Genomic DNA, 16,235 nt, shown 5'->3' with positions numbered 1-16,235 from the left:
CCGTGACCGTCGTCTCGCGGCGTGGTGGACGCCAGCAGGAGTATCGTCCGACGAGGGGGCCCGGCTGGCCGGGGTCGACGCCGGCGGGCGACGCCTCGGTGGGGTCCGACGTGATCACCATGTGTGACCGCTGCCCGAGGTGGGCCGCGGGGGTCGGGCTCGCTCCGGCGGGTTCTGTCGGTGGCCGCGCCTAGCATGGGTGGGTCTGCCCCCTGCCTGGGTCCAGCCAGGCCGGACCGGTCGCCCAGCGACGCGGTCGGGGCCGCCGGGCCGATCGTGCTCGACGATGCCGAGGGACACGGGCAGACGACACGAACTCAGGACATCGCCGTACCCGTTCTCGAGGACGGCCGGCGGTTCTCACATCCATCATCAGGTGAAGGGACCACAGCGTGGCCGATCGCCTCGTCGTCCGCGGCGCTCGCGAGCACAATCTGAAGGGCGTCGACCTCGACCTGCCGAGGGACAGCCTCATCGTGTTCACCGGGTTGTCCGGCTCGGGCAAGTCCAGCCTGGCCTTCGACACGATCTTCGCCGAGGGCCAGCGGCGCTACGTGGAGTCACTGTCCGCCTACGCCCGCCAGTTCCTGGGGCAGATGGACAAGCCGGACGTGGACTTCATCGAGGGCCTCTCCCCCGCGGTGTCCATCGACCAGAAGTCCACGAGCCGGAACCCCCGTTCCACGGTCGGCACCATCACCGAGGTCTACGACTACCTCCGGCTGCTCTACGCGCGCGCCGGCAAGCCGCACTGCCCGACCTGCGGTGCGACGATCAGCCGGCAGACGCCGCAGCAGATCGTGGACCAGGTGCTCGACCTGGAGGAGGGCACCCGGTTCCAGGTGCTCGCGCCCGTCGTCCGGGGCCGCAAGGGCGAGTACGTCGACCTGTTCGCGGAGCTGCCCACCCAGGGTTACTCCCGGGTCCGCGTCGACGGGGTCGTGCACTCGCTGACCGACCCACCGACGTTGAAGAAGCAGGAGAAGCACGACATCGAGGTCGTCATCGACCGGCTGTCGGTGAAGCCCACCGCGAAGCAGCGGCTCACCGACTCGGTGGAGACCGCCCTGCGCCTGGCCGACGGGCTCGTGGTGCTGGACTTCGTCGACCGCCCGGCGCACGACCCGGACCGGGAGCGCCGGTTCTCGGAGCGGATGGCCTGCCCCAACGGGCACGCCCTTGCCGTGGATGACCTCGAACCCCGTTCCTTCTCCTTCAACGCGCCCTACGGGGCCTGCCCGACGTGCACCGGCATCGGCGTCCGCAAGGAGGTCGACCCGGAACTGGTGGTCCCCGACGAGGAGCGGTCGCTGGTCGACGGCGCGATCGCCCCCTGGTCCACCGGGCAGAGCGCCGAGTACTTCACCCGCCTGCTCGAGTCGCTCTCGGAGACCGTCGGCTTCCGGATGGACGTCCCGTGGCGGCGGTTGCCGGCCAAGGTCCAGAAGGCGGTGTTGCACGGCGTGGACGAGCAGGTCCACGTGCGCTACCGCAACCGGTACGGCAGGCAACGGTCCTACTACGCGGCCTTCGAGGGCGTGATCCCGTTCCTGGAGCGTCGACTGGAGCAGACCGAGTCGGACGCGGCCAGGGAGAAGTACGAGGGCTACATGCGGGAGGTGCCCTGCCCCGCGTGCAAGGGGTCGAGGCTCAAGCCCGAGATCCTCGCCGTGACCCTCGACAACGCGGAGTTCGGCGAGAAGTCGATCGCCGAGGTGTGCGCCCTGAGCGTGGCCGAGTCCACCCGTTTCCTCGCCGGGCTCACCCTCGGGCCCCGGGAGGAGATGATCGCGGGTCGGGTGCTCAAGGAGATCGCGGCCCGCCTCGGCTTCCTGCTCGACGTCGGCTTGGACTACCTCTCACTCGACCGGGCCGCCGGCACCCTCTCCGGCGGGGAGGCGCAGCGTATCCGGCTGGCCACCCAGATCGGTTCGGGGTTGGTCGGGGTGCTCTACGTCCTGGACGAGCCCTCCATCGGCCTGCACCAGCGGGACAACCACCGCCTGATCGACACGCTGACCCGGCTGCGGGACCTCGGCAACACGCTGATCGTGGTGGAGCACGACGAGGACACCATCCGCAACGCCGACTGGGTCGTGGACGTCGGGCCCGGGGCCGGGGAGCGCGGCGGCCGGGTGGTGCACTCCGGCAGGTACGAGGAGCTGCTGGAGAACACCGCCTCCCTCACGGGTGACTACCTGGCCGGTCGGCACACCATCGCGGTGCCGACCGAGCGGCGCCGGATCGACCGGCGGCGGAAGTTGACCGTGGTCGGCGCCAGGGAGCACAACCTGCGGGGGATCGACGTCTCGTTCCCCCTCGGGGCGCTGGTGTCGGTCACCGGGGTGTCCGGATCGGGCAAGTCCACCCTGGTGAACGACATCCTCGCGAGGGTGCTGGCCAACCGCCTCAACGGCGCCCGGATGGTTCCGGGGCGGCACACCCGCGTCAACGGGCTCGACCAGGTCGACAAGCTGGTCCAGGTCGACCAGTCCCCGATCGGGCGGACGCCGAGGTCCAACCCGGCCACCTACACCGGCGTCTTCGACCACATCCGGAAGCTGTTCGCCGCCACCACCGAGGCGAAGGTCCGGGGCTACCAGCCGGGCCGCTTCTCGTTCAACGTGAAGGGCGGCCGCTGCGAGGCGTGCGCCGGTGACGGCACGATCAAGATCGAGATGAACTTCCTGCCCGACGTCTACGTGCCCTGCGAGGTCTGCCGGGGCGCCCGGTACAACCGGGAGACGCTGGAGGTGCACTACAAGGGCAGGACCATCGCCGAGGTCCTCGACATGCCCATCGAGGAGGCCGCCGACTTCTTCGAACCCATCAAGGCGATCCACCGGCACCTGAGCACCCTTGTCGACGTGGGGCTCGGCTACGTGCGGCTGGGCCAGCCGGCCCCCACCCTCTCCGGCGGTGAGGCGCAGCGCGTCAAGCTGGCGAGCGAGCTCCAGAAGCGGTCGACCGGGCGAACCGTCTACGTGCTCGACGAACCGACGACCGGTCTGCACTTCGAGGACATCCGCAAGCTCCTCGGGGTGGTCAATGGACTGGTCGACAAGGGGAACACGGTGATCGTCATCGAGCACAACCTCGACGTCATCAAGACCTCGGACTGGATCGTCGACATGGGGCCCGAAGGGGGTTCCGGTGGTGGCACGGTGGTGGCGCAGGGCACCCCGGAGGAGGTGGCCGTGAACCCCGACAGCCACACGGCGACGTTCCTGCGGCAGGTCCTCGACGTCCGCGAACCGGCCGGCGTCTGAGGCGCGGGTGGCCGGCCGTGGTGGCGGCCGGCCACTCCGACCCCCGTCGTCTCGCCACCCGGGTGACGCGGCACCCGAGGCGGGGGCGCGCCGAGCGCCCCCTCGACGAGGAGCCGGTCAGCGCACCGGCCCGGTGTACTTCTCCCCGGGGCCCGCTCCGGGCGCGTCCGGGTGGGGGGACGTCTCGCGGAACGCCTTCTGCAGGGCCTGGAGCCCGTCGCGCATGGACGCGGCGTGCGGGCCCAGGTACTCGACCGAGGAGGTGACGAGCCCGGCCAGCGCGGTGATGAGGCGGCGGGCCTCGTCGAGGTCCCGCAGCTCGCTCCGCTCCGGGTCCTCGTCGGCCAGCCCGAGCCGTTCGGCGGCGGCGGACATCAGCATGACGGCGGCGCGGCTGATGACCTCGACGCTGGGGATCGTGGAGAGTTCGCGGACGTCCTGCTCGGCGTCCGAGTCTGCTGGCTGGTGCTCGTTCACGGCTGGTACCCTGACACGTGCGACCAGCCTCCGCGTCAGCGGGGGCGGCAAGTGGAGCACCGCTCCCACCCGGATCGCCGCGAGGTGGACGGGTCCGGTCCCCGGATCGCCGTCGGACGTCACGTCCGCACGGGATCCGGCTTCCCGCGTCGGACGCGGGAGCGTGCGCCGTGCGTGCGCGGACCGGTCGGAACGCGGGCCCCGAGTGTGTGAGCACCGGGGCTTTCTGGCGTTCACGGTGCGGCCATCGGCCCCGGCCGCAGACGTACGAAGAGCACGAACCGAGGAGGCCCCATCAGCGCCGACCCGCGCATCAACGACCGCATCCGCGTGCCGGAGGTCCGGTTGGTCGGACCCAACGGCGAGCAGGTCGGGATCGTCCGCATCGAGGACGCCCTCCGCCTGGCTGGTGAGTCGGATCTCGACCTCGTCGAGGTCGCACCGCAGGCACGCCCGCCGGTCTGCAAGCTCATGGACTACGGCAAGTTCAAGTACGAGAGCGCGCAGAAGGCACGCGAGTCGCGTCGCAACCAGCAGCTCACCGTGATCAAGGAGCAGAAGCTCCGGCCGAAGATCGACCCGCACGACTACGCGACCAAGAAGGGTCACGTGGCCCGGTTCCTCGGACAGGGGAACAAGGTCAAGGTGACCATCATGTTCCGCGGTCGTGAGCAGTCCCGGCCCGAGTTGGGTTTCCGACTGTTGCAGAGGTTGGCGGACGACGTGGCCGAGCTGGGCTTCGTGGAGGCGACTCCGAAGCAGGACGGCCGCAACATGATCATGGTGCTGGCCCCGCACAAGAACGCCAAGCCGACGCGTGCGAAGGGCGACTCGGAGTAACCGAGCGCGCCGGCACGCCCAGCGTGGTCCGGCAGCCCCCGGGCTGCCGGATCGCCGCTGACCCGCTCGGTCACCCGGGTGGGACGAACGATTGAGGACGGACATGCCGAAGCAGAAGACGCACAGCGGTGCATCGAAGCGTTTCCGGGTGACCGGTACCGGCAAGCTGCGCCGCGAGCGCGCTGGCCGCCGCCACCTCCTGGAGCGCAAGGAGACCCGGCTCACCCGCCGGTTGGAGGGCACCGCCGTCGTCGCCAAGAACGACGTGCCCAAGGTGAAGAAGCTCCTCGGTCTCTGAGACGGACCGGCGTGCTCCGCGCCACCTGACCCCGCCTCGGGCGGCGGACGGGACGGCGCGGCACCGCAACCAGCACTGACCCAGACCCCCAGGAGTGGCGTCATGCCGCTCCGAGAGATCGACAGGACGGAACCGTGGCACGCGTCAAGCGGGCGGTCAACGCCCAAAAGAAGCGCCGCACGACTCTCGAACTGGCCAGCGGTTACCGCGGCCAGCGGTCCCGGCTGTACCGCAAGGCCAAGGAGCAGGTGCTCCACTCGCTCAACTACGCCTACCGGGACCGGCGGGCGCGCAAGGGCGACTTCCGCAAGCTGTGGATCACCCGGATCAACGCGGCCGCTCGTCAGAACGGCCTGACCTACAACCGGCTGATCCAGGGCCTGAAGCTCGCCGATGTCCAGGTGGACCGGAAGATCCTGGCCGAGCTCGCCGTGAGCGACCCGGCCGCCTTCACCGCGCTGGTCGAGGTCGCCAAGGCCAACCTGCCCGCCACCCCGGCAGCCGAGGAAGCCGCCTGACCGGCAGGGACACCGGCGCCCGCCAGACGGGTGACATCGGACCACGACCCGGGGACGCTTCGATCCGGTACACGGAACGAACGCCCCGGGTCGTCGCCGCGAGGCGGCTGACCAGGAGGACCGGCCGGGAGCGGGCCGGCCGTTTCCTGGCCGAGGGCGCGCAGGCGGTCCGCGAGGCGCTCCGGTGGGCCGCCGACGGCGGGGGCCGGGTGCACGAGCTCTTCGTCACCGACCCGGCCTCGGGGCGCAATCCCGAGCTGGTGGCCTCGGCCCACGTCGCCGGGGTCCCGGTGAGCCCGCTGACCGAGCGCGCGGCCGACGGTCTGTCCGAGACGGTCACCCCCCAGGGGATCGTGGCGGTCTGCGACCTGGTGGAGGTTCCGCTCCGGGCCGCGCTGAACGGTCAGCCGAGGCTGGTCGCCGTGCTCGCCGGTATCGCGGACCCGGGCAACGCCGGCACGGTCCTCCGGGTGGCCGACGCCGCCGGTGCCGACGCGGTCGTCTTCGCGGGCGACACCGTCGACCCGCACAACGGCAAGTGCGTCCGGGCGTCCACCGGAAGCCTGTTCCACCTGCCGGTCGCTCGGTCCCGCGATCTCGACGCCGTGACGAGCGCCTGCCGGGCGGCGGGCCTGCGACTGGTCGCCGCCGACGGGAAGGGCGACGCCGACCTCCACGACGAGGAGGTCGCCACCACCCTCCGGCGGCCGACGGCGTGGGTCTTCGGCAGCGAGGCCCACGGGGTGCCAGCCGAGGTCCTCGCCTCGGTGGACACCACCGTCCGCGTCCCCCTGTACGGGGCGGCGGAGAGCCTGAACCTGGGCACGGCCGCCGCGGTCTGCCTCTACGCCACGGCCAGGGAGCAACGGGCGCCGCGTCCCTGACCCGTCGTCCCGGCCGCCCGGCCCCGGAGCACCAGCCCCCTGGGGCCACCGACATCCCTTCCGCCCCGGCAGGGGGCGTCGCACGGAGAGGCGAGATGGCGAAACCGCTGCGGATCACCACCCGCAACGCACGCTTCCAGCAGTGGCAGGCCCTGCTCACCAACCGCACCAAGCGGCAACGGGCCGGCGAGTTCGTCGTGCAGGGCGTTCGCCCGATCTCCCTCGCGGTCGAGCACGGCTGGCGGGTGCGCAGCCTGCTGTTCGACCACGAGCGACGGCTCTCCCGCTGGGCCAGCGAGCTGCTGGGGAGCGTCGACGCGGAGCGTGTCGCGATGGCCCCGGACCTGCTCCGCGAACTCGGTGAGAAAGCCGAGGAGACCCCCGAGCTGGTGGCGGTCGTCGAACAGCGCCCCGACGACCTCGACCGCCTGGTCACCGGGCCGGACTTCCTCGGTGTGGTCTTCGACCGCCCCTCCACCCCGGGCAACATCGGTGCCCTGGTGCGGTCGGCCGATGCCTTCGGCGCCTCCGGTCTCATCACCACCGGGCACTCCGCCGACGCCTACGACCCCCGGTCGGTGCGCGGCAGCACCGGATCGCTGTTCTCCCTGCCCGTCGTCCGATCGCCCAGCCACCGCGAGGTAGCCAGGTGGGTCGGATCGTCGCGGGACACCGGGCTGCCGCTCGCCGTCGTCGGCACCGACGAGCACGGCACGGTGGACATCGACGAGTACGACCTCACCGGTCCGACGTTGCTGCTCGTGGGCAACGAGACCACCGGCCTCAGCGCGGCGTGGCGGGAGGCCTGCGACGTGCTGGTCCGCATCCCGATCACCGGTGCGGCCAGCTCGTTGAACGCCGCCAACGCGGGCAGCGTCGCGCTCTACGAGGCCGCGCGGCAGCGGGCACGGGCACCGCGCGCACGGTGAGCACGGTGAGGGGCCGCGGACGCCCACCCCGGCCCTCGGACGCCCCGGGGGCGTCGGCCGGCCGGACCGGCGGCGGGAGCTGGGCGGTGCCCGCCCAGGCCCGCGCCTCGGGCGGCCGGGGCGTGCCGCCCCCGCGTTCCGAGGCGGCCGCTCTCGCCAGGACTACCGCACGCCGACCCCCGAGGTGGAGGGAGACCGGCCGTGGGCTACCAGCACGCGGTGACCCGCGAGAACTACCAGGACCTCGCCAGCGGGGCCGTGCTCCGCTCGGCACCGGGGCTACCGGCGTTCCCGGTGCGCCTGGCCTCCGAGGTGTTCCAACGGGCGGTGGCCCTGCGGGGTCGGTCCGGACCGGTGACGGTGTGGGACCCGTGCTGCGGCAGTGGTTACCTGTTGACCGTGCTCGGCCTCCTGCACCGAGCTGCCCTCTCCGCCGTGGTGGCCTCCGACCTGGACGAGCGCGCGCTGTCCCTGGCCCGGGCGAACCTCGCCCTGCTGAGCGACCGGGGCCTGACCGCCCGCGCGGCCGAGCTGCGGGCCCTCGCCGAGCGGCACGGCAAACCCGGTTACCGGGAGACGGCCGACACCGCGCTGCGGCTGCGGGCCCGTCTCGCCGGGGGCGGGGACGTACCGGTGACGGTCCTGGCGGCTGATGCCTTCGATCCGGCGCCCGCCGTGGCCGACCGCTTCCGGGATGGTCCGCCCGACATCGTGGTCACCGACGTCCCCTACGGGGAGCGCACCGACTGGCTCGGCCCGGGCGCCTCGGGTGGCACGGCGGGCATGCTGGGCGCGGTCGCCTCGGTCGTCCCGGCGGAGACGGTGCTCGTCGTGGCCACCCGAGGTCGGAAGGTCCCGCTGGCCGGTCCGCGCCCCGCCGGGTCGCTCCGCGTCGGTACCCGGGCCGTCGCCCTCCTCCGGGCCGGCCAGGTCGTCGATCCGTCCTGACGTCGCCGGGCGTCAGTCCTCGGGCGCCTCCGAGTCCCATGCGCACCTCTCGGCCACGAACCTCGCGGCATCGTCCTGGAGCACCTCGGTCCGGGACTCGATGAAGTCGTCCCACCTCTCCTCGAGGAGAAGTCGTTCGGTCTCGTTCGTCAGGCCGTGGGACCTGAGGACGAGGCGCCAGGTGTCCGGCGTGACCTCCCCTGGCCGCACGGCCAGGCAGCTGTCGAGTTCGTTGACGGGTACCGCCTCGTCCGGCAGGAGAACCCTGTTGGCGGCCCAGTCCTGGTGCTCCTCTTTCAGGCTCCGCCGCGGGACCACTTGGGGTGAGGCCGACGCCGCGGTGGGGCTGTCCCCGAGGAACGAGGACAGCTGGGAGTGCCCATACCGTTGGCCGGTGATCGGAGAACGGGGTCCGATAGACCACCAAGCGCTCAGCAGGATCTTCGTCTCCGCCGAGTTCGTCCTGAACCTGGTCAGCGTCGGCGCCCGCAAGCCGCCGGGGGGAGTATCCGCGGCGTCGACCAGCGCCGACACCGACGCGGCCTCGTCGTCGGACCGGACCTTCGCGCACAACGCGCGGACCGTGCTCATCACGCTGCCCCGCCCAGTGAGCGGACCACGAACGGCCTCCCGCCAATACCACCGGGCCAGCAGGACGCGCGACCGTCGTGATGGTTCCGGATGGTGCGCGAAGAAACGGGTCATGACTACGAGGAGGTAGCGGTAGGCGAGCAGGCTCACGTGCGGGACCCCGACCTCCTCCCGGAGGAAGACGACGGCTCGCTCCAGCGCCCGGGCCCCGGCGGCGAAGGCGGTGTCGCGATCCTCTCCCCGGAAGTCGAACACGCCCCGGCGCTCGTGGTTGCTGAACTCGACCCGGAGATCACGTGCGACATCAGGGCCTCTTCTGGCGAGTACTCCCTGCAGGACCGTGTTGCTGTCCAGGAGCCCGAAACCGAGCCCTCCACTGATGGCGTTGGCGATTCCATCGATGGTCAGGTTGCTTTCGTGGGAGTTCTCGTCGCCCGCGTACAGCGCGGAGAACACCTCGGCTCGTCGCAGTCGCTTCCCGTAGTTGTTCATCCGATCGAAAATGTCCTGGAGGACGGCTACCTCGTCGTGTTTCACCAGGTAGGCCGGCACGCTGAATTGCCGGATTTTCCTGGCGAGGGAGGTGGCCTCGTCGAGGTGCTCGGTGAGTTCCGGATGCTCCGCGAACCAGCGGAGGAGTCTCTGGAGGTCGAAGATGACCGGAAGCGGGACGACCCAGGGGTCCTGGCTGTGAGGGCGCAGCGAGAATTCTCTGGCCCGGAGGTCGTAGGCGATTCGGAATCGTGGGTCGTTGGCACCGTCCGGATGCAGCACGTTGGCCAGGCTTGTCAGGCGTTGTTGGCCGTCGACGACCCACAGGGCCTCGTTGGTGGCCGGTGCTTCGATCTCCAGTTGGCCGAGTTTGAGCAGCTGCGAAGCCGCGGGCCGGGACCACAGGAGCAGGCTGCCCACCGGGTACCCGCGAACGATGCTGTCGAAGAGGCGGATGACGTCCTGCCGGTCCCAGCGGAACTCCCGCTGGAAGTGCGGTATCCGCAGGCGGCCCGCCCAGGCTTCGCCCAGGAGTTTCTCCAGGTCGAAGGTGGTCGCCGTCGGTCGTGTCTGGAGCGAATCGGTCATCTCAACACCTGGGGGATTCGCGGGGAAATATCCCAGGAATGATGGTTCAGCTCGTTACTCCCCGCTATCCCCCTTCCGGGTAGTCCTTTCGCGAAAAACGCGGTCGCTCCCCGTCGCGTGGCTGGGCGAGAATTCGGAGACGGCCTGCCCGCCGACTCGTGGCTCAACGCTGACCGCCGACCGCGGTCGCGTGTCGGCCTGGGATGCCCGGCGGACATCAGGGGTGCACGCGCGTCCGCGCTCCTGATCGCGGCTCCCGGAACCAGATGTCACTCGGGGTGCGGGTTCGGGCACCGGTGAGCGCGGTCCGTAATGCGGTCGACGAGGGGGTGAACCGACGGCTTAGGATCGGACTGTTCAGCACCCCTGCGACCCGGGAGTCAACCGCGGCCATGTCCGGAGCCAACGACAGCTACGACCCCAAGGAGGTCGCCGCACTCGCGCCGGAGACCCTGGCACGCGCGGTGGAGGACGCGGCGTCCGAGTTCGCTGCTGCCGGTGACCTCGACGAACTCCGGGCGATCAAGCCGGCGCACCTGGGTGATCGCTCCCCGCTGCTGACGGCGCGTCGGGAGATCGGCGCCCTGCCCCCCGCCGCCCGGTCGGAGGCGGGCAAGCGGGTCAACGAGGCGCGGACGAGGATCGAGGCGCTGTTCCAGGAGCGGCTGACCGTCGTGGAGGCCGAGCGGGACGAGCGCGTCCTGCGGGAGGAGACCGTCGACGTCTCGCTGCCCTGGGACCAGGTGGCCCCGGGGGCGCGGCACCCGATCACGGCCCTGTCCGAGACGGTCGCCGACGTCTTCGTCGGCATGGGCTACGAGGTCGCCGAGGGGCCCGAGCTGGAGACCGAGTGGTTCAACTTCGACGCGTTGAACTTCGGCAAGGACCACCCGGCCCGCACCATGCAGGACACCTTCCACGTCGCCCCGGAAGGCTCCGACCTCGTGCTGCGCACGCACACCTCACCGGTGCAGGTGCGCTCGCTGCTGGACCGCGAGCTTCCCGTCTACGTCGTCTGCCCCGGCCGGACCTACCGGACCGACGAGCTGGACGCCACGCACACCCCGGTCTTCCACCAGGTCGAGGGCCTGGCCGTCGACAGGGGCATCACGATGGCCCACCTCAAGGGGACGCTGGACGCCTTCGCGCGCGGCGTGTTCGGTCCCGACTCCCGGACGCGGCTGCGACCGTCGTTCTTCCCCTTCACCGAGCCCTCCGCCGAGGTCGACGTGTGGTTCCCGGAGAAGAAGGGCGGGGCCGGCTGGGTCGAGTGGGGCGGCTGCGGCATGGTGAACCCGAACGTGCTGCGTGCCTGCGGTGTCGACCCGGACGTCTACTCCGGTTTCGCGTTCGGCATGGGCCTGGAGCGCACCCTCCAGTTCCGGAACGGCCTGCCCGACATGCGGGACATGGTCGAGGGTGACGTCCGGTTCACCCTCCCCTTCGGCGTCCAGGGCTGAGCGCTCGGCCGCGAGTCACCAACCGCCTCTTCGCAGAAAGGCACTAGCGCGTGCGTATCCCGGTTTCCTGGCTTGCCCAGCACCTGGAGTTGCCGGAGGACACCACTCCGGAGCAGCTGGCCGACGCCTTCGTCCGGGTCGGCCTCGAAGTGGAGGACGTCACGTCCCTGGAGCCGGTCACCGGTCCCCTCGTGATCGGACGGGTCGCCGAGATCGAGGAGCTGACCGGGTTCAAGAAGCCGATCCGGCACTGCCGGGTCGAGGTCGGAACCGTGCCGGCGTCCCCCGACCAGGGCCAGGAGGCCGACGAGCCGGACGGGAACTCGGGCGAGGACGCCGTCGGGCGGCCAGACCTGCGGGAGATCGTCTGCGGCGCCACCAACTTCCGGGAGGGCGACCTCGTCGTCGTCGCGCTGCCCGGCACCGTGCTGCCCGGCGGCTTCGAGATCTCCGCGCGCCGCACCTACGGTCGGACCAGCGACGGCATGATCTGCTCCGCCAAGGAGCTGGGCCTCGGCGACGACCACACCGGCATCCTCGTGCTCCCCTCGGGAACCGCCGAACCGGGTACCCCCGCCGCCGGGCTGCTGGGCCTCGACGACACGGTGATCGAACTCGCGATCACCCCGGACCGGGGTTACTGCTTCTCGGTTCGCGGACTGGCCAGGGAACTGTCCTGCGCCTTCGACACCCCCTTCGCCGATCCGGCCAAGGTCGACGTCCGGGAGGCTGCCGGGGAGGCCTGGCCGACCTCGATCCGGGACGAGGACCGCGCCCCGCGCTTCGTGCTGACCCGGTTGACCAGTCTCGACCCCACCGCGCCCACCCCGTGGTGGATGCGGCGGCGCCTGATGTTGGCCGGTATCCGGTCGATCTCCCTGGCCGTGGACGTCACCAACTACGTCATGCTCGAACTCGGGCAGCCGCTGCACGCCTTCGACACCACCGCCCTGCGCGGTGACCTGGTCGTCCGGCGCGCGGAGCCGGGCGAGAAGCTGCGCACCCTGGACGGGACGACCAGGGATCTGGATCCCGACGACACGGTGATCTGCGACGACTCGGGGCCGATCTCGTTGGCCGGCGTCATGGGCGGTGAGACGACGGAGATCGGTCCGAACACCACGGACGTGCTGTTGGAGGCCGCGAGCTGGGAGCCGGCGAGCATCGCCAGGACGGTGCGGCGGCACAAGCTGCCGAGCGAGGCCGCGAAGCGTTTCGAGCGCAGCGTGGACCCCGCCCTGCCGGCCAAGGCCCTCGAGCGCGCCATGACGCTGCTGGTCCGCTACGGGGAGGCCACGGTGCACCGGGGGCGGACCGATCTCGGCGCCATCCGCCGGCCGGCGGCGGTCACGATGGCCCTGGACCTGCCGGACCGGGTCGCCGGTGTCCGCTACGAACGGGGTGTCACCGCCCGGCGCCTGAGCCAGATCGGCTGCCACATCGAGGTCAGCACCGTCGAGGGCGCCGCGGTGGTCACGGCGCTGCCGCCGACCTGGCGGCCGGACCTCGTCCAACCCGCGGACCTGGTCGAGGAGGTCCTGCGGCTGGAGGGCTACGACACCATTCCCTCCGTGCTGCCGACGGCGCCGGCCGGTCGGGGCCTCACACCGGGGCAGCGGCGTCAGCGCGCCGTGTCGAAGGCGCTCGCGCACGCGGGCTACGTGGAGACCCTGCCGTTCCCGTTCGTGTCCTCCTCGGTGTGGGACGACTTCGGCCTCGACGAGGACGACCAGCGGCGTCGGACGATGTCGCTGCTCAACCCGTTGGAGGCGGACCGCGCCGAGCTGACGACGACGGTACTGCCGGGCCTGCTGGACGCGGTCACCCGCAACGTGTCCCGTGGCCGCCGGGACCTGGCGCTGTTCCACGTCGGTCAGGTCTTCCGCGCGAAGGACGAGCAGCCCCCGGTGCCCCCCGTGGCGGCGACCGGGCGGCCGTCGGACGAGGAGATCGGGGCGCTGCACGCGGCGCTGCCCGAGCAGCCGGTGCACGTCGCCGTCGTCCTCGCCGGGCAGCGGGAACTCCCGGGGTGGTGGGGCTCGGGGCGTGCCGCCGGGTGGGCTGACGCTGTCGAGGCCGCCCGGTTGGTGGCACGGCACGCCGAGGTCCCCCTGCGGGTGCGGTCGGCCGAGTACGCGCCGTGGCACCCGGGTCGGTGCGCCGAGCTGTTGGTGGGCGACGAGGTCGTCGGTCATGCGGGCGAGTTGCACCCGAAGGTGGTGTCGGCGCTGGGCCTTCCGGCGAGGACCTGCGCGATGGAGCTGAACCTGGACGCGCTTCCCCTCGTCGAACGCCGGCCGGCGCCCCGGGTGTCGGCCTACCCGCCGGTCCTGCTCGACCTGGCGCTGGTCGTGGACGCCTCGGTCCCGGCGGCCGAGGTCACCGAGGCGGTGCGCGCCGGCGCGGGGCCGTTGTTGGAGGAGGCCCGGCTGTTCGACGTCTACGAGGGCGAGCAGCTCGGCGCGGGCAAGCGATCCCTGGCCTTCGCGTTGAGGCTGCGGGCGTCCGACCGCACGCTGACGGTCGAGGAGGCCACCGAGGCCCGGGACGCCGCGGTGGCCGCCGCCGCCGACCGGTTCGGCGCGACCCTCCGGGGCTGAGGACGTCCGAGGTGGGGTCGGCCGTCCGACTGCGGTGTCCGGCCCCGCTCCCGCGGGTCGACGGAGGTGTGGGCCTCGGGGCGGTACTCCGGTCGGAGCCGGGCGACGGCCCCGGGGCCCGACACCGGCTCCCCTCAGGTCCGGGGGAGGGGACTCGCGGCGGTGTCGGCCCGTGCGAGAGGCGCGGTGCCGCGCTCGCCGGCGGGCTCACGCCGCAGGCGAGGTGTTCACGGTGAGTGCCCGATAGTCCTCCGTTGATCACGCACGGTAGGATTTCGGGGCTCGTGGCGGCGCCGGTCACCCCACCCGGGGTCGCCGGTCCGCCGTCCGCCCGTTCCGGCCCCGACGACCGTGGAGTGGCCCGTGCCCGACCCAACCGACGTGGCGCCCTCGAGAGGAACCGACCGCGTGCCGCCGGTGCTGGGCGGTCCCAGGACTGGGCGCCTCACCGGCCTCGACGGTTCCTTCCTCGCCTACGCCCGGCCGCGGAGCGGGGCGCACGCCGACGTCGGCGCGGTGCTGGAAGTGCGGGGCACCCCCCCAGGCGTCGCCGAGTTGCGCGCCGAGATCGCCGGTCGGGTGGGTGCGACGCCAGGCCTGCGGTGGGGGCTCGGCCGGTCGGGTCTGGTGCGGCATCCGCGCTGGCGTCCGCAGCGGACGCCCGACGTGGAACGCCTCGTCGAGCACCTCGTCCCGTCGGACGGCTCCGGAGAGGACGGCCTCCGGGAGGTGCTCGCGGATCTGCTGCCCCAACCCGTCCCCGAGCGGGACCCGTGGCGGATCTCCCTCGTCACCGGGTACGCCGACGACGAGTTCGCCGTCGTCGTGCGGGTTCGGCACGCCACCCACGACGGTGTGAACGTCGTCCGGCTGCTGCGGGACGTGTTCGGCGAGGGGGCGTCGCCCCCGGGCGGGGATCGCGCCGCCCCGAGGCGGGCCGGCAACCCGTGGCGAGGGATGGGGATCGTCTGCCGGGACCTGCTCAGCCGCACCGATCCCGCGCCCCCGCTGGAACCTGCCGGTGCGCCCCGGCGGTGGCGTTTCGCGGATGTCCCGCTGTCGTGGCTGACCGACCTCGCCCGGGCCGCCGGGGTCACCGTGAACGACGTGTTCCTCACCGCCTGGGCGATCGCGGTGACCCGGCACCTGCTGGTCCGGGGGGAACGTCCGCCGGCGGAACTGAGCCTGCTGATGCCGGTGGACACCGGCGACGGCGACCGCCCTCCGCTCGGCAACCACCTCGCGCCCGTGCGGGTGCGGATCCCGTTGGGCGACGGTGGCGCGGACGCGGCCGATCCGGCCCGGCTGCTCACCACGGTCCACGCCCTGACCGCCCGCATCAAGAGCACCCGCCGGGCCTGGCACGTCGCCGCCCTGCTCCGCCTCACCGACTTCCTGCCGAACCTCGTCCTGGGCCTCCCGCACCACCTCTACTGCCGGTCGCGGACGTTCCACTGCGTGGTGACGAACCTTCGGGGCCCGGTCGAACCGCTGCGTGTCGGGGCGAGCGGGGTCCGCCGGGTCGCCCTCCTGCCGATGACCTACCGGGCGCTGGGCCTCTCGGTCGCGTTCGCCAGCACCGGCGGCGTCGGGACCCTCACCGTGGTCGACACCAGCGCGGCCGACGTGGATGGTGACCTCCCCGGCCGGTGGGTCGCCGCCCTGGGCGAACTCGCGGCGGCGCTGGGGGTCGAGACCGATCAACCGGCCTCGCCGGCAGAGGCGGCGCCCCCCGCTCCGTCGCGAGCCGTCGTGGCCACGGGCGGCTCCGGTGAGCCGGCCGTGGACGGCCCTCCCGCCTCGGACACGGCTCCGCCACCCGCTCCGGGCATCGGGACTTCCGGGCACGGTGCGGGGCCGGGGCAGCCGCTGTCGGACACCGGCGTAGCGGCCGACACCTGAGCGGCGCCGGGTCCCGGTGCCGCCCCGGCGCGACGACCGGTGTCGGCAACGGACCGGAACGGAGCCCGGCGGAACCCGGCCCTGGCGGAGGGGAGTGTGCTTCCCGGTTCAGCCGGAGTGGGGGCCGGTCGTCGGGTGCGGAGACCGGGTCGCGGACGCGGCGCGAGGGTCACCGGCCGGTGGTGTGGTGTGGCGGTGCTCGGGAGCGGCCCCGCGCCGTACCGGGCGCGGTGGGCGGTTGACGAGCGACGGCGCACCAGGGCGGGACGGGTGGTCCGCTCGCCGCCGGATACCGGCCCGGCGTGGCCCGTGGGGGCGGCGGCGAGTACCGGGCCCCGGGGTGGCGTCAGCGGAACCCGCGCCGCCACCTCTCACCCGGGTTCGGCGTTCCACCGGCGGCCGAGTGCGCGGGCACCTGGTGCGGGTGAGCCCTGACGGC

The 16,235-nt window shown here is 72.4% G+C and carries 12 protein-coding genes; 10 read left to right on the top strand and 2 right to left on the bottom strand.

Translation table 11 applies throughout. The annotated features are described in order from the left end of the window. Positions 1-392: 392 nt before the first annotated feature. On the top strand, positions 393-3,269 hold the full coding sequence (gene uvrA, locus G443_RS09390; RefSeq protein ID WP_026418441.1) for an excinuclease ABC subunit UvrA: 2,877 nt from the start codon (positions 393-395) through the stop codon (positions 3,267-3,269). Between the two features lie 117 nt (positions 3,270-3,386). Here the strand turns inward: uvrA and G443_RS09385 are convergent, their stop codons facing one another. Next, positions 3,387-3,746: a DUF1844 domain-containing protein gene (locus G443_RS09385; RefSeq protein WP_051313845.1), complete on the bottom strand. Its 360-nt coding sequence runs from the start codon at positions 3,744-3,746 to the stop codon at positions 3,387-3,389. 246 nt (positions 3,747-3,992) lie between these two features. Between G443_RS09385 and infC the strand changes: the two genes are divergently transcribed. The 6 genes from infC (at position 3,993) to G443_RS09355 (ending at position 8,163) form a co-directional block, all read left to right on the top strand. Then, positions 3,993-4,586, top strand: a complete 594-nt coding sequence (infC, locus tag G443_RS09380) for a translation initiation factor IF-3 (RefSeq protein ID WP_081715358.1) — start codon at positions 3,993-3,995, stop codon at positions 4,584-4,586. 103 nt (positions 4,587-4,689) lie between these two features. Beyond that, positions 4,690-4,884 (top strand): 50S ribosomal protein L35, encoded by a 195-nt coding sequence (gene rpmI, locus G443_RS09375; protein WP_026418443.1) that lies wholly within the window; start codon positions 4,690-4,692, stop codon positions 4,882-4,884. 134 nt (positions 4,885-5,018) lie between these two features. After that, entirely contained in the window at positions 5,019-5,402 is a 384-nt protein-coding gene (gene rplT, locus G443_RS09370) for a 50S ribosomal protein L20 (protein WP_016700250.1), read from the top strand. A 62-nt stretch (positions 5,403-5,464) separates the two neighbouring features. Next, complete coding sequence (locus tag G443_RS09365; RefSeq protein ID WP_081715370.1) at positions 5,465-6,286, top strand: TrmH family RNA methyltransferase; 822 nt, start codon at positions 5,465-5,467, stop codon at positions 6,284-6,286. Between the two features lie 95 nt (positions 6,287-6,381). Further along, the gene (locus tag G443_RS09360) at positions 6,382-7,215 is read left to right on the top strand and encodes a TrmH family RNA methyltransferase (RefSeq protein WP_026418445.1); all 834 of its coding nucleotides are present in this window, start codon (positions 6,382-6,384) and stop codon (positions 7,213-7,215) included. Between the two features lie 201 nt (positions 7,216-7,416). After that, on the top strand, positions 7,417-8,163 hold the full coding sequence (locus G443_RS09355; protein WP_026418446.1) for an rRNA methyltransferase: 747 nt from the start codon (positions 7,417-7,419) through the stop codon (positions 8,161-8,163). 12 nt (positions 8,164-8,175) lie between these two features. On the opposite strand, the gene G443_RS09350 is transcribed toward G443_RS09355, so the two are convergent. Next, positions 8,176-9,834, bottom strand: coding sequence for a DUF262 domain-containing protein (locus tag G443_RS09350; RefSeq protein WP_051313827.1), 1,659 nt, complete (start codon positions 9,832-9,834; stop codon positions 8,176-8,178). A 392-nt stretch (positions 9,835-10,226) separates the two neighbouring features. Between G443_RS09350 and pheS the strand changes: the two genes are divergently transcribed. The 3 genes from pheS (at position 10,227) to G443_RS09335 (ending at position 15,796) form a co-directional block, all read left to right on the top strand. After that, on the top strand, positions 10,227-11,294 hold the full coding sequence (gene pheS, locus G443_RS09345) for a phenylalanine--tRNA ligase subunit alpha (protein WP_026418447.1): 1,068 nt from the start codon (positions 10,227-10,229) through the stop codon (positions 11,292-11,294). Positions 11,295-11,344: 50 nt separating this feature from the next. Next, a complete protein-coding gene (gene pheT / locus G443_RS09340; protein ID WP_026418448.1) occupies positions 11,345-13,894 on the top strand; it encodes a phenylalanine--tRNA ligase subunit beta in 2,550 nt (849 codons plus the stop codon). A gap of 363 nt (positions 13,895-14,257) precedes the next feature. After that, the gene (locus G443_RS09335) at positions 14,258-15,796 is read left to right on the top strand and encodes a wax ester/triacylglycerol synthase domain-containing protein (protein ID WP_162147295.1); all 1,539 of its coding nucleotides are present in this window, start codon (positions 14,258-14,260) and stop codon (positions 15,794-15,796) included. Positions 15,797-16,235: the final 439 nt, after the last annotated feature.

Source organism: Actinoalloteichus caeruleus DSM 43889 (assembly GCF_000429185.2).
GTDB classification, from domain to species: Bacteria; Actinomycetota; Actinomycetes; order Mycobacteriales; family Pseudonocardiaceae; genus Actinoalloteichus_B; species Actinoalloteichus_B caeruleus.
This window is presented reverse-complemented; position numbering and strand designations above follow the sequence as displayed.

Excerpts from the sequence above, each read along its gene's own strand:
- G443_RS09350 (WP_051313827.1), bottom strand. The coding sequence starts at position 9,834 with ATGACCGATTCGCTCCAGACACGACCGACGGCGACCACCTTCGACCTG.
- G443_RS09360 (WP_026418445.1), top strand. The coding sequence starts at position 6,382 with ATGGCGAAACCGCTGCGGATCACCACCCGCAACGCACGCTTCCAGCAG.
- rpmI (WP_026418443.1), top strand. The coding sequence starts at position 4,690 with ATGCCGAAGCAGAAGACGCACAGCGGTGCATCGAAGCGTTTCCGGGTG.
- pheS (WP_026418447.1), top strand. The coding sequence starts at position 10,227 with ATGTCCGGAGCCAACGACAGCTACGACCCCAAGGAGGTCGCCGCACTC.